Source organism: Gilliamella sp. wkB112 (assembly GCF_001690685.1).
GTDB classification, from domain to species: Bacteria; Pseudomonadota; Gammaproteobacteria; order Enterobacterales; family Orbaceae; genus Gilliamella; species Gilliamella apicola_J.
In genome coordinates this window covers 220,182-237,612 of the sequence record NZ_LZGL01000020.1, presented here as the reverse complement: position 1 = coordinate 237,612, position 17,431 = coordinate 220,182, and the positions used below count along the sequence as shown (strand labels likewise).

Annotated in this window: 17 protein-coding genes and 1 tRNA gene; all 18 read right to left on the bottom strand. The window is 35.8% G+C overall.

Features of this window, described 5'->3' with window-relative positions; genetic code table 11:
- Positions 1 to 91: 91 nt before the first annotated feature.
- The gene (locus tag A9G12_RS11695; protein ID WP_065566004.1) at positions 92 to 718 is read right to left on the bottom strand and encodes a Fe-Mn family superoxide dismutase; all 627 of its coding nucleotides are present in this window, start codon (positions 716 to 718) and stop codon (positions 92 to 94) included.
- A gap of 206 nt (positions 719 to 924) precedes the next feature.
- Positions 925 to 1,653 (bottom strand): type 1 glutamine amidotransferase, encoded by a 729-nt coding sequence (locus tag A9G12_RS11690; RefSeq protein ID WP_065566003.1) that lies wholly within the window; start codon positions 1,651 to 1,653, stop codon positions 925 to 927.
- Between the two features lie 249 nt (positions 1,654 to 1,902).
- Positions 1,903 to 1,978: transfer RNA gene (locus A9G12_RS11685), tRNA-Asn, on the bottom strand.
- An 89-nt stretch (positions 1,979 to 2,067) separates the two neighbouring features.
- Positions 2,068 to 2,649: a YiiX/YebB-like N1pC/P60 family cysteine hydrolase gene (locus A9G12_RS11680; RefSeq protein WP_065566002.1), complete on the bottom strand. Its 582-nt coding sequence runs from the start codon at positions 2,647 to 2,649 to the stop codon at positions 2,068 to 2,070.
- Positions 2,636 to 3,220: a biotin transporter BioY gene (locus A9G12_RS11675; RefSeq protein ID WP_065566001.1), complete on the bottom strand. Its 585-nt coding sequence runs from the start codon at positions 3,218 to 3,220 to the stop codon at positions 2,636 to 2,638. Before A9G12_RS11675 ends, A9G12_RS11680 begins: the two co-directional genes overlap by 14 nt.
- Before the next feature lie 177 nt (positions 3,221 to 3,397).
- On the bottom strand, positions 3,398 to 4,030 hold the full coding sequence (locus A9G12_RS11670) for an MBL fold metallo-hydrolase (RefSeq protein WP_065566000.1): 633 nt from the start codon (positions 4,028 to 4,030) through the stop codon (positions 3,398 to 3,400).
- Between the two features lie 3 nt (positions 4,031 to 4,033).
- Positions 4,034 to 5,428 (bottom strand): DHA2 family efflux MFS transporter permease subunit, encoded by a 1,395-nt coding sequence (locus A9G12_RS11665; RefSeq protein ID WP_065565999.1) that lies wholly within the window; start codon positions 5,426 to 5,428, stop codon positions 4,034 to 4,036.
- 109 nt (positions 5,429 to 5,537) lie between these two features.
- On the bottom strand, positions 5,538 to 6,509 hold the full coding sequence (gene panS, locus A9G12_RS11660; RefSeq protein ID WP_065565998.1) for a ketopantoate/pantoate/pantothenate transporter PanS: 972 nt from the start codon (positions 6,507 to 6,509) through the stop codon (positions 5,538 to 5,540).
- 61 nt (positions 6,510 to 6,570) lie between these two features.
- Entirely contained in the window at positions 6,571 to 7,356 is a 786-nt protein-coding gene (locus A9G12_RS11655) for a TatD family hydrolase (RefSeq protein ID WP_065565997.1), read from the bottom strand.
- An 8-nt stretch (positions 7,357 to 7,364) separates the two neighbouring features.
- Positions 7,365 to 10,577 carry an exodeoxyribonuclease V subunit gamma gene (recC, locus tag A9G12_RS11650; RefSeq protein WP_065565996.1) on the bottom strand — a complete coding sequence of 1,071 codons (3,213 nt, stop codon included), beginning with the start codon at positions 10,575 to 10,577 and terminating at the stop codon, positions 7,365 to 7,367.
- Positions 10,578 to 10,857: 280 nt separating this feature from the next.
- On the bottom strand, positions 10,858 to 11,283 hold the full coding sequence (locus A9G12_RS11645; protein WP_065557203.1) for a F0F1 ATP synthase subunit epsilon: 426 nt from the start codon (positions 11,281 to 11,283) through the stop codon (positions 10,858 to 10,860).
- Between the two features lie 26 nt (positions 11,284 to 11,309).
- Positions 11,310 to 12,692, bottom strand: coding sequence for a F0F1 ATP synthase subunit beta (gene atpD / locus A9G12_RS11640; protein ID WP_065557204.1), 1,383 nt, complete (start codon positions 12,690 to 12,692; stop codon positions 11,310 to 11,312).
- Positions 12,693 to 12,739: 47 nt separating this feature from the next.
- Positions 12,740 to 13,609, bottom strand: coding sequence for a F0F1 ATP synthase subunit gamma (gene atpG, locus A9G12_RS11635; protein ID WP_065565995.1), 870 nt, complete (start codon positions 13,607 to 13,609; stop codon positions 12,740 to 12,742).
- A 14-nt stretch (positions 13,610 to 13,623) separates the two neighbouring features.
- Positions 13,624 to 15,165: a F0F1 ATP synthase subunit alpha gene (gene atpA / locus A9G12_RS11630; protein ID WP_065565994.1), complete on the bottom strand. Its 1,542-nt coding sequence runs from the start codon at positions 15,163 to 15,165 to the stop codon at positions 13,624 to 13,626.
- A gap of 11 nt (positions 15,166 to 15,176) precedes the next feature.
- Positions 15,177 to 15,710, bottom strand: coding sequence for a F0F1 ATP synthase subunit delta (gene atpH, locus A9G12_RS11625; RefSeq protein WP_065565993.1), 534 nt, complete (start codon positions 15,708 to 15,710; stop codon positions 15,177 to 15,179).
- A 13-nt stretch (positions 15,711 to 15,723) separates the two neighbouring features.
- Positions 15,724 to 16,194 carry a F0F1 ATP synthase subunit B gene (atpF, locus tag A9G12_RS11620; protein ID WP_065565992.1) on the bottom strand — a complete coding sequence of 157 codons (471 nt, stop codon included), beginning with the start codon at positions 16,192 to 16,194 and terminating at the stop codon, positions 15,724 to 15,726.
- A gap of 24 nt (positions 16,195 to 16,218) precedes the next feature.
- A complete protein-coding gene (gene atpE, locus A9G12_RS11615) occupies positions 16,219 to 16,449 on the bottom strand; it encodes a F0F1 ATP synthase subunit C (RefSeq protein WP_034901511.1) in 231 nt (76 codons plus the stop codon).
- Between the two features lie 36 nt (positions 16,450 to 16,485).
- A complete protein-coding gene (atpB, locus tag A9G12_RS11610; RefSeq protein ID WP_065565991.1) occupies positions 16,486 to 17,268 on the bottom strand; it encodes a F0F1 ATP synthase subunit A in 783 nt (260 codons plus the stop codon).
- Positions 17,269 to 17,431 lie beyond the last annotated feature (163 nt).

Sequence of the window (17,431 nt, the reverse complement as noted above, 5' to 3'; positions counted from 1 at the left end):
AATTTTTATTATAGAAGAATTGGTAGTTAGGAATGGAAACAAAGATGGCGCTTTAAGCGCCATCTTTAAGTAACTTTTTAGTGATTACAGCTTATTTTTTAGCTGTTGCATATAATTCAGCTACTTTATCCCAGTTAACTACATTCCAAAAAGCATTAATATAATCAGCTCGACGATTTTGGTATTTTAAGTAATAAGCATGTTCCCAAACATCAAGCGCTAAAATTGGAGTACCAGAAACCCCAGCATATTTTTCACCCATAAGTGGAGAATCTTGGTTTGCCGTTGAAACAATTGTAAGTTTACCATTTTGTAAAACTAACCATGCCCAACCAGAACCAAAACGAGTGGTGGCTGCTGCAGCAAATTTTTCTTTAAAAGTTTCGATAGAGCCGAAATCATTTTTAATTGCTTCTTTTAATTCACCTTTAAGCTCGGTTCCAATTTTTAATAATTCCCAAAAAAGAGTATGGTTAACATGCCCACCAACGTTATTTTTAATCGCTGTTAGTTTATTTTCCGGAACTTTATCCAAATTTTGTAATAACGTATCAGCAGATAATGCTTGTAGTTCTACCGGTAATGAATCGAGTGTAGCATTAGCATTATTTACATAAGTCTGGTGATGCTTGTCATGGTGAAGATGCATGGTTTGAGTATCAATATAAGGTTCTAATGCTTCATAAGCATAAGGTAGCGGTGGTAAAGTGTAAGCCATCAGATTGCTCCTGTCTAAGGTGTTATTAACAACATTAGTTATCAGTATACGGGCTATCTATATTGCTAACAAACTATTATTTAGATAGCTATCAACTATCTAAATAATAGAATTTTTTTACCAACATAAACTAATTGATTAGCTGAATGCACCGTAAGTAAAAGAAAAGACGTTTAAAATCGAGAAAACATCAAATATAAACATAATTATTTTTCTAGTTCTAAAAGATAGTGCTGACTTAATTTATCTAGAAAAGTAAAAAGTTTTTGATTCATTTGAGTATAATCATGGGAACGTAAAATATCAGGCGTATCAACAAAACGGTATTTGTCTGCTTGGTTAAGATCGTTTGTTGAATGAGCAATCAGTAATTCAACTACCTCAGAGGTTAGTTCCATATGGCATTGGAAACCGTAAACTAATTTATCATAGGCAATAATTTGGCGAGGACAACCTTCACTGTAAGCAATTATTTGAGCTTCTTGGGTTAGGCCTGGCATATCATTATGCCAATGACCAACTTCCAAGGTGTCACCAAAGTCTTTAAATAGCGGGTGATTTTTACCTATTTCAGTTAATGTAATAGGGAATTTACCAATTTCTTTTTCTGGGCTATGTGCATAGTTTGCACCTAAAGCCTCACCAATTAATTGTGATCCGAGGCAAACACCAATAACAACTTTACCTGCACTTATGGCGGCTAAAATTACCGCTTGTTCAGCTTGAGAGTCAAAGTGATTACATTCTTGTTTAGTCGTTGCAGGTGATTGGGGGCCACCCATAATAATAACAAAATCGATATTGTCGATACTCTTAGGGAGAGCTTCATTAAGATATACACGGGAATAACTAATTTTGTGATGATGATTCATTGCCCATTGTTCATATGCACCGGGTGCTTCAAAATCTTCATGAATAATAAAATGTATATGCATTGTTAAATCCCTCTCTGACCAATCAATATTATCAATAGAGTTATTACTGATTAGCTACATAATGGAAATAAATAAAATAATAGATATGATTTTACCAGTAACTATTATGAGTAATCCTGCTTATAAAAACAACATTGGGTTAGAAAAAATGAACATGATGGAGAATTAACCTAAGGCTTATAGTAGACTAGTTGTATTGTTTAAAGGTTTGATATCAGATATAAAACAGATTTTTGGAAATTTGAAAGTTGGCTCCTCCAACAGGACTTGAACCTGTGACATACGGATTAACAGTCCGCCGTTCTACCGACTGAACTATGGAGGAACCGAAATGTAGCGCGCATATTATAGACTTAATGCCGCTGTGTCAATAGTTAAATCACAGGAAATTACGTTACTCTTGATATTTTTATACTATTGAGTAGCAAATAAGCGAATAGTTTTAAATAAATGAGTTTGTCTTAATAATTGCTGTGGGTGAGAACCTAGTACCCCTTGTGGAATAGGTTGTCTAAGTTTGCGATAATAAGTAATCCAGTAAGGTAAAATCTGTTGAGTTTTTAAGTCTTTAAAATTCATTGGATATAATTGAAAATAATCACTATTATCTTTTAATTTGAAAGCGTAAGTAATCAGTTGGCTACAATAAAGTCCTTTAGCGTCAGGGTGAAAGCTATAATTGTAAGGCAAACCTAAATAGCTCATCACCCTAGTTAATGCTTGTTTAATAAGCAATGGATTGTCAATCGAAGCAATAATATTATAGCTTCCAGACGAAAGAAAATCGGTGACAGGCTGTAAAATAACTCCTTCCTTTTGACAAGCATGTATAATCTTATTATTGCCAACACATAAACCGACATGGTTTATATGTGTTATTATTTCATCCATATTTGCCATTGCGCCTGAATGGCTAACAGCGTCATTAAATGCACATTTTTCTTTAAGACTTTGAAAAATGATATCCCCTTTATTGAGAACATTACTTTTTAGCATGGTGCCGCCACAACATATTCATAACACAAGTTGCTAATGTAAACTTAAGTAAATCAAATCCGGCGAAAGGTAAATAGCCTAATTTTATTGCTTCAAGTAAATTGATGTGCAAATAACCAGCCAAATAAGTAACTCCGAATACAAAAGTCATTTGATGAGCGCAAGCAAAAGCAATTAGGCCTAATATAAATTGGCGATCATAGCCTTTTTCTGTGGCTAACCCAGCTAAGTAAGCACTTACCACAAAACCATATAAATAACCACTTGAAGGTGAAAGTAAAGCCGTAATTCCACCACTACCATTGGCAAAAATAGGTAAACCTAAAGCTCCCATTAACAAATACTGTAACAGTGCCAGTGTAGCTAGGCGGCGACCTAAAAATGCGCCAATGAGTAATACTACTAGTGATTGTAAAGTGAAAGGAACCGGATAGGTTGGAATACTTATATTTGAAGCAATAGCTAGTATTAATACTGAGCAAGTGGTTACTAACATTTTGCGTTGCCATGAGGATAAATTAAATAAAGTAGAAATAAAACTTGGGTAATATGTTGTAAATGAGTGTTGCATAACTGTTTAACCTTTTTATGATTTAACTGATTTAACTATCATAATTAAATAATTTGCATTGTAAACTATTTTTTGTTAAAAAAGTTTACTTTGATGGGGTTTTAGTTGGATCGGTAAATTTTAGTGTTAGTTACCACACACTAACTAGTATGATAACTATGTCACTATTCATTTTAGCTAGACTAAATAAGGATTGCTGATGCGTTCATTCCCAATTGTTGACATTGGTCCATGTCCTGGTACAAACACAAAATCATCACCTAGTGGTAGTAGCTTGGTAGTAATTGCTGAAATCAAATTGGTATGATTACCTCGAGGAAAATCCGTTCGTCCAATGCTGCCTTTAAATAATACATCTCCTACAAATGCGAGCTTGTCCTGATGATCAATAAATACAATGTGTCCTGGAGTGTGCCCAGGGCAAAATAGCACATCAAGTGTGGTTTTACCAATGTGAACTTGGTCACCTTCTTGTAACCAACGGTCAGGTAAGAATGCTGCAGTATGAGGAAAACCAAATTGCATACTTTGTTGTGGTAAACCATTAAATAGAAATTCATCTTCACGGCTTGGACCAACAATTTTGACATTGTAATGCTTTGCTAATGCGGCAGCAGCACCAACATGATCTAAATGGCCATGCGTTAATAAAATCTGTTTGATGTTAACACCAAGTTTTTCAACCGCGTTTTGTAGTAATTCTGGCTCACCTCCGGGATCGATAAAAGCCGCTTCTTTGGTTTCATCACACCAAATAATGCTACAATTTTCTTCAAAAGCTGTAACTGGAATAATTTGATATTGAAACATATTTTATCTCCTTTGATGAGAAATTAGGTTTTGTCCATCTTGCTTTTTTAGTCTACTAAAAATAATGCTAGATAACACTGTAACTACACCTAGTATAATAAAGGTCAGTTGGAAAGCGTGGATAGTATTTGTATTAGTACTGATTAGTCGAACTAATACGGCACCAAATCCGGTACCAAAGCTGATCGCCAATTGTTGATTGACGGCCATTAAACTATTACCACTACTAGTGATTTCACCTTGTAAATTAGCTAGTGTAATACTATTCATTGCCGTAAATTGCATTGAATTAGCGCCACCAATGCAAAAAAGTAATAAGCATAATACTACAGTTGGAGTAGATAAACTGAGTTGTGACATGAAGAAAATCAGTACTCCGGTTATAATTGTATTGCCTACAAGAACTACACGATAGCCAAGCCGAGCCAAAATACGAGGTATAAATAGTCTTATGCAAATTGAAGCTATAGCCATTGGTACTAACATTATACCTGCAAACATAGCTGGATAACCAAACCCTACTTGCAATAATAATGGAATCAGAAAAGGTACGCCTGAGATGCCTAATCGACAGACTAAATTACCAACGATCCCTATTTTGAATGTTCGAATTTCAAATAGTGAAAGTGGAAACAATGGGGCTGCTGCTTTTTTAGCATAAAAACGATAAATTAATAAAAAAACTAAACTGATTATTGCTAAAAGTAGAGAAACAAGACCACTTTGACTTTGACTTAAAAACTCTACACTTAATGTTGCACTGATAAAGGTGACAATAATAAATAAAAATCCAAATAGGTCAAAAGGCATACGTTCGCCTTTAATATTTGGCATGTAACGCCAACTGATAATTGCGCCTAAAATACCAATTGGTAAGTTAATAAAAAATACCCAATGCCAACTCACTACATCAACTAAGTAACCTCCAAGTACAGGCCCCAATACCGGACCGATTAATCCTGGTATTGTTGCAGTATTTAGTGCTACTAGAAAATCACTACGTTTAAAAGATTTGATTAATACCAGTCGCGATACGGGCACCATCATTGAGCCACCAATACCTTGAGTTACGCGTGAAATATCCAAGAAAATTAATGAATTTGACAATGCACACAGTAACGAACCTAATGTGAATAAGATAACCGCCATTACAAAAACATGTTTAGTGCCAAATCTATCTGATAAAAAACCACTTACAGGGATAAATAGAGCCAAGGTTAAGGCATAGCTAATTACTGCTGATTGCATATTCAAAGGCGATTCATTGAGATCTTTAGCCATAGTTGGTAGTGCAGTGTTTAATATCGAAGTATCAAGAGACTGCATAAAAAATGCGAACGCCGCAATCCATGGCAATATGCGATACACAAAAGGTGATAACTGTATTTCGTTATTCATGCTAATTTGCCTAAAATTGATCTAGATGCGGTTACAGAAATGCACCAAAGGTTATACTCTCCTTCTATTATAAAGAAGGAGAGATTAGAGTGAATGTTATTTTACAATATTATTTATCAATTGTTGTTTTTTTATGATTCTTGGTTGGCTTACCTTGCCAGTAGCCAGCTAATAGTGAGCCAGAAATATTGTGCCAAACCGAGAATACAGCTGCAGGTAATGCAGAAAGTGCTGAAAAGTAATTAGTACCAAGTGTAGCTGCTAAGGCTGAGTTTTGCATGCCAACTTCAAGTGACATGGTGCGGCAAGTGGATTCATCAAAGCCCAATATACGACCCCCCCAATAACCACCTAGTAAGCCTAAACCATTATGTAAGATGACTGCAAAAATCACGGTAAATCCAACTTGACCAATTTGAGCATGGCTACCTGCCACTACTATACAAAGAATTAATAAAATACATAGCATCGACATTAATGGTAAAAAGCGTTCACATTTTTTAACCACAGGCAATAATAAATGATGAATCAAAAGACCTAATAAAATCGGGATTAGAACTATTTGTATAATATGCACTAGCATGCTCCAGATAGGTACTTCAACAGTTGTTCCCACTAGTAGGTAAGTTAATATTGGAGTAACAATAACCCCCACTAAAGTTGATACAGAGGAGATAGTTATCGATAGTGCTACATCTCCTTTGGCTAAATAAATCATTACGTTTGATGCTGTACCACTAGCAACGCTACCAACTAATACCATTCCGACTAATAACTCAGGTCGCATAGTGAATAATTTGGATAATAATAATGCGGCTAGGGGCATCACTATGTAGTGTAATAAAGTACAAATAATTACTGCTTTAGGTCTTGTTACAACACGCTTAAAATCATCAATACTTAAGGTAACGCCCATAGTAAACATTACAAACATTAATAGTTGTGATGTATAAGGTCGTATTGGCGTAAAAGTATCTGGTAATAAATACGCAATTATTGCACAAAGTATCGCCCATAAGGGAAATAAGCGAGTAAGCGAAATAATTGACTGAACAAAAAGTTGACTAAATCGTTGAGCCATAAGAACCTACCGGGTAATTGATTTAAATAAGTCAATAATAATTATATGGTTATTTTAAATCTTATTTGAGAATTTTAATTCTATTGATTCTACTAAATAGCGTCAAGGTATTTGTTAAAATTACGTTAAGTATTTGTGACGAAGGTTCGTTGCGTAGCTGTGAAAATATATTGAAAATTTTAACAATATTTTCCGGACGATTGATCTCACCTTGCTGACCACTTAATGGCATGTCGGGCGCATCTGTTTCTAGTACTAGGCTTGCTAGTGGTAACTGGGCGATAGTATTGCGTGTTTTATTGGCACGATCATAACTAATGACACCACCTACACCGATATAATAACCGAGTTTAATAAATTGCATTGCTTGTTGGTAACTACCTGAAAATCCATGTATCACGCCACGACAAGGTAAATTGGCTTGATGTAATTCATGATACATTATGTCATGAGCCTTGCGGGAATGAATCAAAACTGGCAAATCAAAGCGCTTGGCTAATGCTAGCTGAGCTCTAAAAAAAGATATTTGTTGGTGCCAATCTATGGTTACATCATATTTATCTAGCCCAATTTCACCTATGGCAACCAGTTTATTTGGTTTTTTTTCTAATATGCTGGTTAATTGTTGTAAATCAGCTTCAGTATGTTGATAAATTGGGTGTAAACCCAAAGCAGCATAGATTTCAGAATAGTTAGTGGCCAGTTGTAATATTTGAGTAAAATGGCTAGCTGATACCGCAGGTACAATTAATCCAACAATATTTGCTTGCCGAACATAATTAATTGATTCAATTAGATTTGTGGTAAAATCTGGAAAATTAAAATGACAATGAGTATCAATAAACATAATATTCCCTATTTTACGGTTACCTGATGTAATAAAATTGGTAATAAAAAACGTTGGGCATAATGGGTAATTTGTTCAATTAATGTGTCAGTTAATTCTGGATAGAGGCGAAAATAGTAACTATCGCATTCAGCAGAATGATTAAATCCCCCTTGCCAAGTGTTTATTAATTGATTATTGGCTTTATCACTTGGGATTAATTCTCCTGTTTTGTTATTATAGACAGTTGTTAGCCAACTCCAAGCACTTTGTATAGGCATTAATAATGGCTGGTTAATACCTTGTAAATAACCTTCTACCAAGGTAGTCAAAATATTTATTGCTTCACTTGGATCCAAGAATAAAAAACGCCATTCATGATCTTCGCGACCATAAATTCGACTTTGGCTATCTAAGTTATCTGGATTTAAAATACAATAGACTAAATGGTCGATCCACAATGCCATACCATCACGAATTGAAAGCTTAGCTGGGCGCCAAGATAAGATACCATCGTGTTGAATATGTGTTAACCAACCTTGTAATTGGTATGTTTGTTGCTTAGTTGTAATGGTTAAATTTACTTCTTGGGTATCCATATGAAGCTTTTCGTGCTTGATCTTATTAGCAAGTGATTGCATGGTTGCATTTTGCTCATCATAAATAATTTGTCCAAAAGCACCATCTGGTAATTCACCTGTTAATGTTAGTTGCTGATAAAAACTATCTGTATCTTGGTTATTTTGGCTGATGAGTTGATTTAAAATCTGTGAGTTTAATTGATAGCGTTCCAAGCTATTAAGGTTGAATTTTTCTGCATCCGGTAAAGTATCATCAAGGTAATTAACATAAAAATTAAAGCGTTTCTGTAAAAATAACCTAATTGTATGTTGGTAAAATCTTTTTAACTCATCAATATTGATATTATCAACTGTAATAGTGGGGATCGCACTAATAAAAGATTGATTTTCACCCTGTTGTAAAGCTGCAGGTAACCATTCATCGGCATAACTTTTGGGTTCTTGTAGATAATTTTGAGGGTTAAATGGTGTGCGAGTATGCGCGATGCGTAAAAAATTTAGGGGATTGTCTGTTAGAGATGAGCTATTAAGCTTTGGCACACAATAATGCTGAGCAATATACTCCCAAAGTTCATCAACTAATACAGACGGGTAACGCTCACTATCGTCTTTCATGTCACGTCCAATGTAGCTGATATATAATTGTTGTTGGGCAGATAAAATAGCTTCTAAAAATAAATAACGGTCATCATTACGTCGACTACGATCTCCTTTTCTCGGATGTTGTGCAATTAAATCAAAATCAAGTGGCAATGATGTTCTTGGATAATCACCATCATTCATGCCTAATAAACAAACAACTTTAAAAGGTATTGAACGCATAGGCATCATGGTACAAAAGTTGATCTTACCAACTAAGAATCGATGTGCTAAATGGTTTTGTTCTAAACGTGATTGTAAGGCATCATGTAAAATAGTAATTGAAATTTTGTCGCTAAAATTAGCCACTAAGCCACTATTTATTAGTTTTTGCCATTCATCTTCAATCATCAACAAAATCGACTCTCGTTGCAGATTAGTTACAAAAAAATCATTTATTATTTCAAAACAACAACTTTGCCACTCAACTAATGGCTTATTTTCACTTAATGCAACTAACCATTTGCGAACCACGGTTATAAATTCGGCTAACTGACCAATTAATTCAGCATCAAGGCCTGTTGCACCGTCATAAGGTGAGATTTGTTGCCAACCGCCTTGTTCATTGCTCATAGTGTAACCCAGTAATAGTCGTTCTAATCCAAATAGCCAACTATGGGCATTTTCAAGTCCAAAGCGAATACCGGACTCAATAATCCAAGTGCGAAGTAGCGTTAATTGAGTTTCATTGAGAGCAAATTTTTCTGATATAGCAGGGATTTCAAGGAGGTTAAACAATTCTTCAGCAGTAAATCGACTCTGTGGAAAATTTAGAATAACCAAAAAACCTTGCACCATTGGATCGATATTTCGTGCTTTTTGATCAGAAATAGTGAAGGGTAAATAACGTTGACTAGGAGCATTGCCAAATACTGAGCGAATGTAAGGAACATATCGGTCGATATCGGAAACCATAACAATACAATCTCGTAATTCTATTGTTGGGTTTGCATCAAAAACGGATAGGAGATAGTCATATAATACTTCAACTTCGCGTTGTTCACTATGACAAGCATGCAATGAGATCGACTTATCGGTAGATTCAATCAGTTGTTTATTCTGATTATTTGGGTAAAGCTCTAAAATATCTTGTTGCAAAGCATGTAATAAACAAGATCGCTCTTGATCAACAAACATTTCAATATCTTGTTTATTATTAAATTCTTGTAATAAAAATAAATTATCACGACCTAATTTTCCCCATGAAGTAAGTAATGGGTTAGGTTTTTGATCAGAGATATTTTGTATATCAGATAGTTGTTTTTCAATAATATCTCCCCAGTACCATTTACATGGGTTATTAAACATTAAATGTACATCAATATGCTCTCCAAGAGCAGCAAAGAGTGATAAATAAACTGGGGGGAGTGATGTTATGCCAAAAATGAATACGCGTTTGGGTAGCTGTGCTAATAAAGTAGGATCAAGATCATTCTTTAACAAGATATCTAGCATTTGTTGATAAATATTAGCCCGGTGATAAGGTTGGTTCGTTGCAACTAACTGACGCCAAAGTTCAGCTTGCCAGATTTCATCAGGATAATGATTAAGTTCTGTAACTGTTTGGTTGGCTTCCCATTTTGCTAACCAGTCTGGTCGATAAACTAAATATTGGTCAAATAAACGTGCAATACGCGTTGCTAATTGAAATTGTTTTCTGTCTTGTGTATCCACACTGAGATATTGTTTGATAGTGACAAATTCAGGTCGCTCAATAACTTTAGGTAATAAAGAATATAATTGCCATGTCATGGATTCGGTATTGTAGCTATTTTCTGTAGGAGCATCTGGTAATAGGGTTTGATAAATTTGCCAAATAAACTCTGTAGGGAAAGGAAAGGAGATATTAGCTACAATACCAATGTCATTTGCTAATTCAATTTGTAACCATTGAGCCATACCTTGACTTTGCACAATAACTTGATCAGGTACAAATACCTCATTTAGTGGTTGCAAGCGCATCAATTCACTCACGAGAGATTTTAGTAAATCGACTTGATTTGAATGATAGATGGTAAACATAACGGTATTAGCATTAATTAAATTTGCTAAGATTATCGCTGATAGCGATTAATAAATCTAGTCATCTTAATTAGTAAGCTCTTTAGTTTAACCAAATATTTAACTAATCAAAATTACTGAAGGGGAGGGGAAGGAATTTATAGATGTTGTCTCAAAATGATTAATATGAGAAATCATCTTAATTTTTTTAATACTATTTATTTTATTAGATAAAATGGAAAGGTTACAGAGCTTATGCCTGTAACCAAAACATTTACTTTGATGAAATCATAAAAACTAACTACTGACCTATCCGACGAGTCAATTCAATAACTCGTATTTTAGCAAGTGCTTTCGATAGTTCGGCAGATGCTTGTGCAAATGACATATCACTTGTTGGATTATTAATATGTTCTTGTGCTTGCCTTACTGCTTCTTGGGCTCTTGCTTCATCTAGATCTTCACCACGAATAGCGGTATCAGCCAAAATAGTTACCATCTTTGGTTGGACTTCTAAAATGCCACCCGAAAGGTAGATAAACTCTTCTTCGCCATCAGCTTTAACAATTCCCACCATACCAGGTTTAATAGTTGTGAGTAGTGGCGTATGACCAGGGTAAATACCCAATTCACCTTCTCTTCCGGTTACTCTAATTCGCTGAACATCACCTGAAAATAGGTGAGATTCAGCACTAACAACTTCTAATTGATAGGAAGTTAGTGCCATAATACTATCTCCGTACAATAAATCTCTTAGAGAGATTTAGCTTTCTCAATCGCTTCGTCGATTGAACCAACCATATAAAATGCCTGTTCAGGGATATGGTCATAATCACCTTTCATAATGCCACTAAATGCACTAATTGTATCTTTTAGTGGTACATATTTACCAGGTGAACCGGTAAACACTTCGGCAACGAAGAATGGTTGAGATAAGAAACGTTGAATCTTACGAGCACGAGCAACAGTTAATTTATCATCTTCTGATAGTTCATCCATACCCAGAATTGCAATAATATCTTTTAATTCTTGATAACGTTGCAGAATTGATTGTACGCCACGTGCACAATCGTAATGTTCTTGTCCAACCACTAAAGGATCTAATTGACGGCTAGTTGAATCTAATGGATCCACCGCTGGATAGATACCTAATGAAGCGATTTGACGACTTAATACGATAGTTGCATCTAAGTGAGCAAAGGTTGTTGCTGGTGATGGGTCAGTCAAGTCATCAGCTGGTACATATACTGCTTGAATTGAAGTAATTGAACCAGTTTTAGTTGATGTAATACGTTCTTGTAATAATCCCATTTCTTCTGCTAATGTTGGTTGGTAACCTACCGCAGATGGCATACGACCTAATAGGGCAGATACTTCGGTACCGGCTAAGGTGTAACGGTAAATATTATCGATGAATAATAGTACGTCTTTACCTTCGTCACGGAATTTTTCTGCCATAGTTAATCCCGTTAATGCAACACGCAAACGGTTTCCTGGTGGTTCATTCATCTGACCATAAACCAACGATACTTTATCAAGTACGTTTGATTCTTTCATTTCATGATAAAAGTCATTACCTTCACGAGTACGTTCACCAACACCAGTAAATACAGAGTATCCTGAGTGTTCAATAGCGATATTACGAATTAATTCCATCATGTTAACGGTTTTACCAACACCAGCACCACCGAATAGACCAACTTTACCACCTTTAGCAAATGGACAAATTAAGTCAATAACCTTAATACCGGTTTCCAGTAGTTCGGTTGAGTTAGCTAGTTCTTCATATGTAGGTGCTGCACGGTGAATAGCCCAACGTTCTTCTTCGCCGATTGGACCTGCTTTATCAACAGGATCACCAAGAACATTCATAATCCGACCAAGTGTTTTAGTACCTACAGGTACTTCGATTCCGTGGCCAGTATTTACTACTTTAAGTCCACGTCTTAAACCATCAGATGATCCCATGGCGATACAACAAACAACGCCACCACCTAATTGTTGCTGAACTTCCAGAACTAATTTTTCAGTGCCAGTTTCCACTTCTAATGCATCATATACCTTTGGTACTGCATCTTCTGGGAATTCGACATCAACCACCGCACCGATGATCTGGACAATCTTTCCAGTAGCCATTTTTATTCCTCTACGTCTTTTTCTTAACTATAAGCCAATATTTAGCACTAACCTGAAACAGCAGCCGCACCGGATACAATATCAATCAATTCATTTGTGATAGCACCTTGACGAGCTTTGTTATACACAATTTGTAATTCATTAATTAAGTTTGCACCGTTATCTGTTGCTGCTTTCATGGCCACCATTCTTGCTGCTTGTTCACTCGCTAGATTTTCAACCACAGCTTGATAAACTTGTGATTCTATATAACGACGTAAAATCACATCTAATAATGATTTAGCATCTGGCTCATAAATATAATCCCATGATGAAGCTTTCAGTTCTTTATCTTCCGACGATGGTAGTGGTAATAATTGCTGTATTGTCGGTTTTTGTGACATGGTATTAATAAATCTATTAGTGACAATATATAATTTATCAATTTTACCGTTATCATAAGACTCAAGCATTGTTTTTACCGGACCAATAAGATCGGACAAAGTTGGTTCGTCCCCTAAATTGGTAACTTGGGTTAAGATGTTAGTTTTTACTGAAGAGAAAAACGACACCCCTCGAGAACCAATTAAAGCTACATCTGCTTCAATCCCTTTTTCCTGCCATGCCGTCATATCGGCAAGGACAGTTTTAAAAAGATTGATATTTAAACCACCACATAAACCACGATCGGTTGAAATGATAAGATAGCCAACTCGCTTAACATCCCTTTCTTCTAAATAAGGATGTTTGATACCTATATGTGCTAACGCTAAATGCCCAATCACTTCTCGAATCATATCAGCATATGGACGGCTAGCAGCCATTCTATCTTGCGTTTTACGCATTTTAGAATTGGCAACCATTTCCATTGCTTTAGTGATTTTTTGCGTACTTTGGATACTGGCAATTTTCGTTCTAATCTCTTTTGCATTAGCCATTTTTTACCTCACCCTTACCAAGTTTGAGTTGATTTAAAGCTTTCAAGTATTGCTTTTAACTTACTTTCAATCTCATCGTTGTAGTTACCTGTTTCGTCAATTAACTTAACAAAATCGGCATGTTGACTATGGGCATAAGCAAGTAATGCAGCTTCAAATGATAAAACTTTAGCTAATTCTACATCTTCAAGATAACCACGTTCAGCTGCATAAAGCACAATTGATTGCTCAGCAACTGTCATTGGCGAATATTGCTTTTGTTTTAATAATTCTGTTACTTTTTCACCATGACTTAATTGATTACGTGTTGCTTCATCTAAGTCTGATGCAAATTGTGAGAACGCCGCTAGTTCACGATACTGTGCCAGTGCAGTACGAATACCACCGGATAATTTTTTCATTATCTTAGTTTGTGCAGCACCACCTACACGTGAAACTGAAATACCTGGGTTAACCGCTGGGCGAATACCAGAGTTAAATAGGCTGGTTTCCAAGAAGATTTGACCATCAGTAATTGAAATTACGTTAGTTGGTACGAACGCCGAAACGTCACCAGCTTGGGTTTCTATAATTGGTAATGCAGTTAATGAACCTGTTTTACCTTTAACTTCACCTTTAGTATATTCTTCAACATAAGCTTCATTTACGCGTGCAGCACGTTCTAATAAACGAGAATGCAGATAGAATACATCACCTGGATAAGCTTCACGTCCAGGTGGACGACGAAGTAATAAAGAAATCTGGCGATAAGCAACGGCTTGTTTAGACAAATCATCATATACAATCAAAGCGTCTTGACCACGATCACGGAAGTATTCTCCCATTGCGCAACCCGCATATGGTGCTAAATATTGTAATGCTGCTGATTCAGATGCTGATGCAACTACTACAATAGTGTTTTTAAGCGCACCGTGTTCTTCAAGCTTACGTACTACGTTAGCAATAGTTGATTGTTTTTGACCAATTGCTACATAAATACATTTTACACCAGAATCACGTTGGTTAATGATTGCGTCGATTGCTAAAGCAGTTTTACCTGTTTGACGGTCACCAATGATAAGCTCACGTTGGCCACGACCGATTGGAATCATTGAGTCAACGGCTTTATAACCAGTTTGTAATGCTTGGTCAACCGATTGACGATCGATAACTCCAGGTGCAACTACTTCAACTGGTGAGAAACCATCATGTTGAATAGAACCTTTACCGTCAATTGGTTCGCCTAGTGTATTAATAACTCGGCCTAATAAACCATCACCTACTGGTACTTGTAAAATACGACCAGTACATTGGACTTTCATACCTTCAGATAAATCTTCGTACGGTCCCATAACCACGGCACCAACAGAATCCCTTTCTAGGTTTAATGCCATTGCATAACGGTTACCTGGCAATGCAATCATTTCGCCTTGCATTACATCAGTTAAACCGTGAATACGAAGAATACCATCACTAACTGATATGATAGTTCCTTCATTGTGAGCATCACTCACAATATTGAACTGAGCTATCCGCTCTTTAATTAGTTCACTTATTTCAGTTGAATTTAGATGCATTATCAGTCCCCTTAAGACTGTAGAGCGTCATTTAAACGATTTAAACGCCCTCTGATACTACTATCAATAACCATATCGCCCGTACGAATAATAAAACCAGAAATGAGCGATTTATCTATATGACATTTTAGTTTTACTTTTCGTGATAAACGTTTTTCGACTGCGACAGAAATCTTATCAAGTTGTTCATTAGATAAGGCTTGAGCAGAGATAACATCCACATCTGCTTGCGCTTCCCTATCTAAACATAATTGTTCAAACAGAGCTAACACTTCGGGTAAAAGTGATAAACGCTTATTTTCAGCCATAATCTTAATAAAATTGGTGCTAAACTCATCTAATACATCTTTACATATATTAATAAATAGGTTAGCAACCGAATCGGTTTTCATGTCAGATGTAAGTATGCTTTTTATCTGTTCGTCTTGACTGACTTCAGATGTAAGCACTAACATTTTATGCCATGACTCGATACTATTTTTTTCTACCGCGAAGTCGAAAGCGGCTTTAGCATAAGGACGAGCAATTGTAATTAAGTCAGCCATTGCTCTATTCTCCTTATAGTTCAGCTACTAGTTTATCAATGATGTCGCTATTAGCGGCTTCATTAACAGAACGTTCAATAATTTTTTCTGCACCGGCAATAGCGAGTGTAGCGACTTGTTGTTTGAGCTCTTCTCGAGCATGCTTACGTTCAGCCTCTACTTCGGCAAGACCTTGAGCAACAATACGTTCTTTTTCACGGGAAGCTTCTTGTTGAGCTTCTTCCAGAATAACAGCTTTACGTTTGTTGGCTTGCTCAATAATTGCATTAGCCTCAACCTTAGCCTGTTGCATTATGTCAGATGTATTTGCTTTGGCTAATTCCAAATCTTTTTTTGCTGTTTCTGCAGAAGCAAGTCCATCGGCTATCTCTTTTTGGCGTTTTTCAATCGCACGGATAACTGGAGGCCAAACAAACTTCATACAGAACCAAACAAACAATACAAATGTAATTGCTTGGCCGAGGAGAGTTGCGTTCATATTCATGATACAATTCCTCTTAAATTAATATTAGCCTGCGACAGCAAAAATGACATATAGTGCAATACCCACACAAATCATTGGGATCGCATCAACTAAGCCCATAACGATAAAAAATTGAGTTCGTAACATAGGCATTAATTCTGGTTGACGAGCAGCACCTTCTAAGAATTTACCACCTAACAAACCAATACCAACTGCACCACCAATTGCAGCTAATCCCATCATTATGCCAGCGGCTACAAATAACATACTATCCATTATATACTCCAGTTTATTATCAAAAAAATATTAAGATTAATGATCTTCCGTTGTCGATGCCATTGCTAAATAGACAATCGTCAACACCATAAAAATAAAAGCTTGTAATGTAATTATTAAAATATGGAAAATTGCCCATGGTAGTGATAAAACCCACTGTGACCACCAAGGTAATAACGCTGCGATTAAAATAAATATAAGTTCGCCGGCATACATATTTCCAAAAAGTCGGAGACCTAATGAAACCGGTTTAGCTAAAAGACTAACTAGTTCCAATACTAAATTTATCGGTGCAAAAGCCCAATGATTAAATGGGTGAAGCGTGTATTCCTTAATAAAGCCAGAAATGCCTTTATACTTAATAGAATAAATGATGATTAAAACAAATACACCTAAAGACATCGACATGGTAATGCTAACATCTGCTGAAGGAACAACTCTCAAGTGCGATAGACCGATATATTGTGCTGCATAAGGGAGAAAATCAACTGGGATTAGATCTAACAAATTCATCAAAAACACCCAAATAAACACAGTTAAAGCTAATGGCGCAATAAGTTTATTTTGACCAGTAAACATATCCTTTACGGTATTATTGACAAACTCGAAAATCATCTCGACGGCGCATTGTAATTTACTTGGTACGCCAGTAGTTGCTTTTTGAGCTACACGGTAAAAAATCCATAAGAAGATAACACCAAGCAGAATTGAAAAAAACAATGAGTCAAGATTCAACGTCCAAAATCCTGAACCAACTTGTAAATTTTCAAGATGGTGCTTGATATAAGCTTGCGGTGAAGCTGGAGAGGAAACAGCCATATAACCCTCTTACCTATTCTTAAAAAATAAAAAAATATTGCTTAATTATAATCCTGAAAGGTATAAGCAATCGCTATAATAACAATGAACTATTATTTTAAACCTAATTACCTATATTAAGTCAACCTTTGATTAACAAAATAAAGAATTTAAACACTTTTTC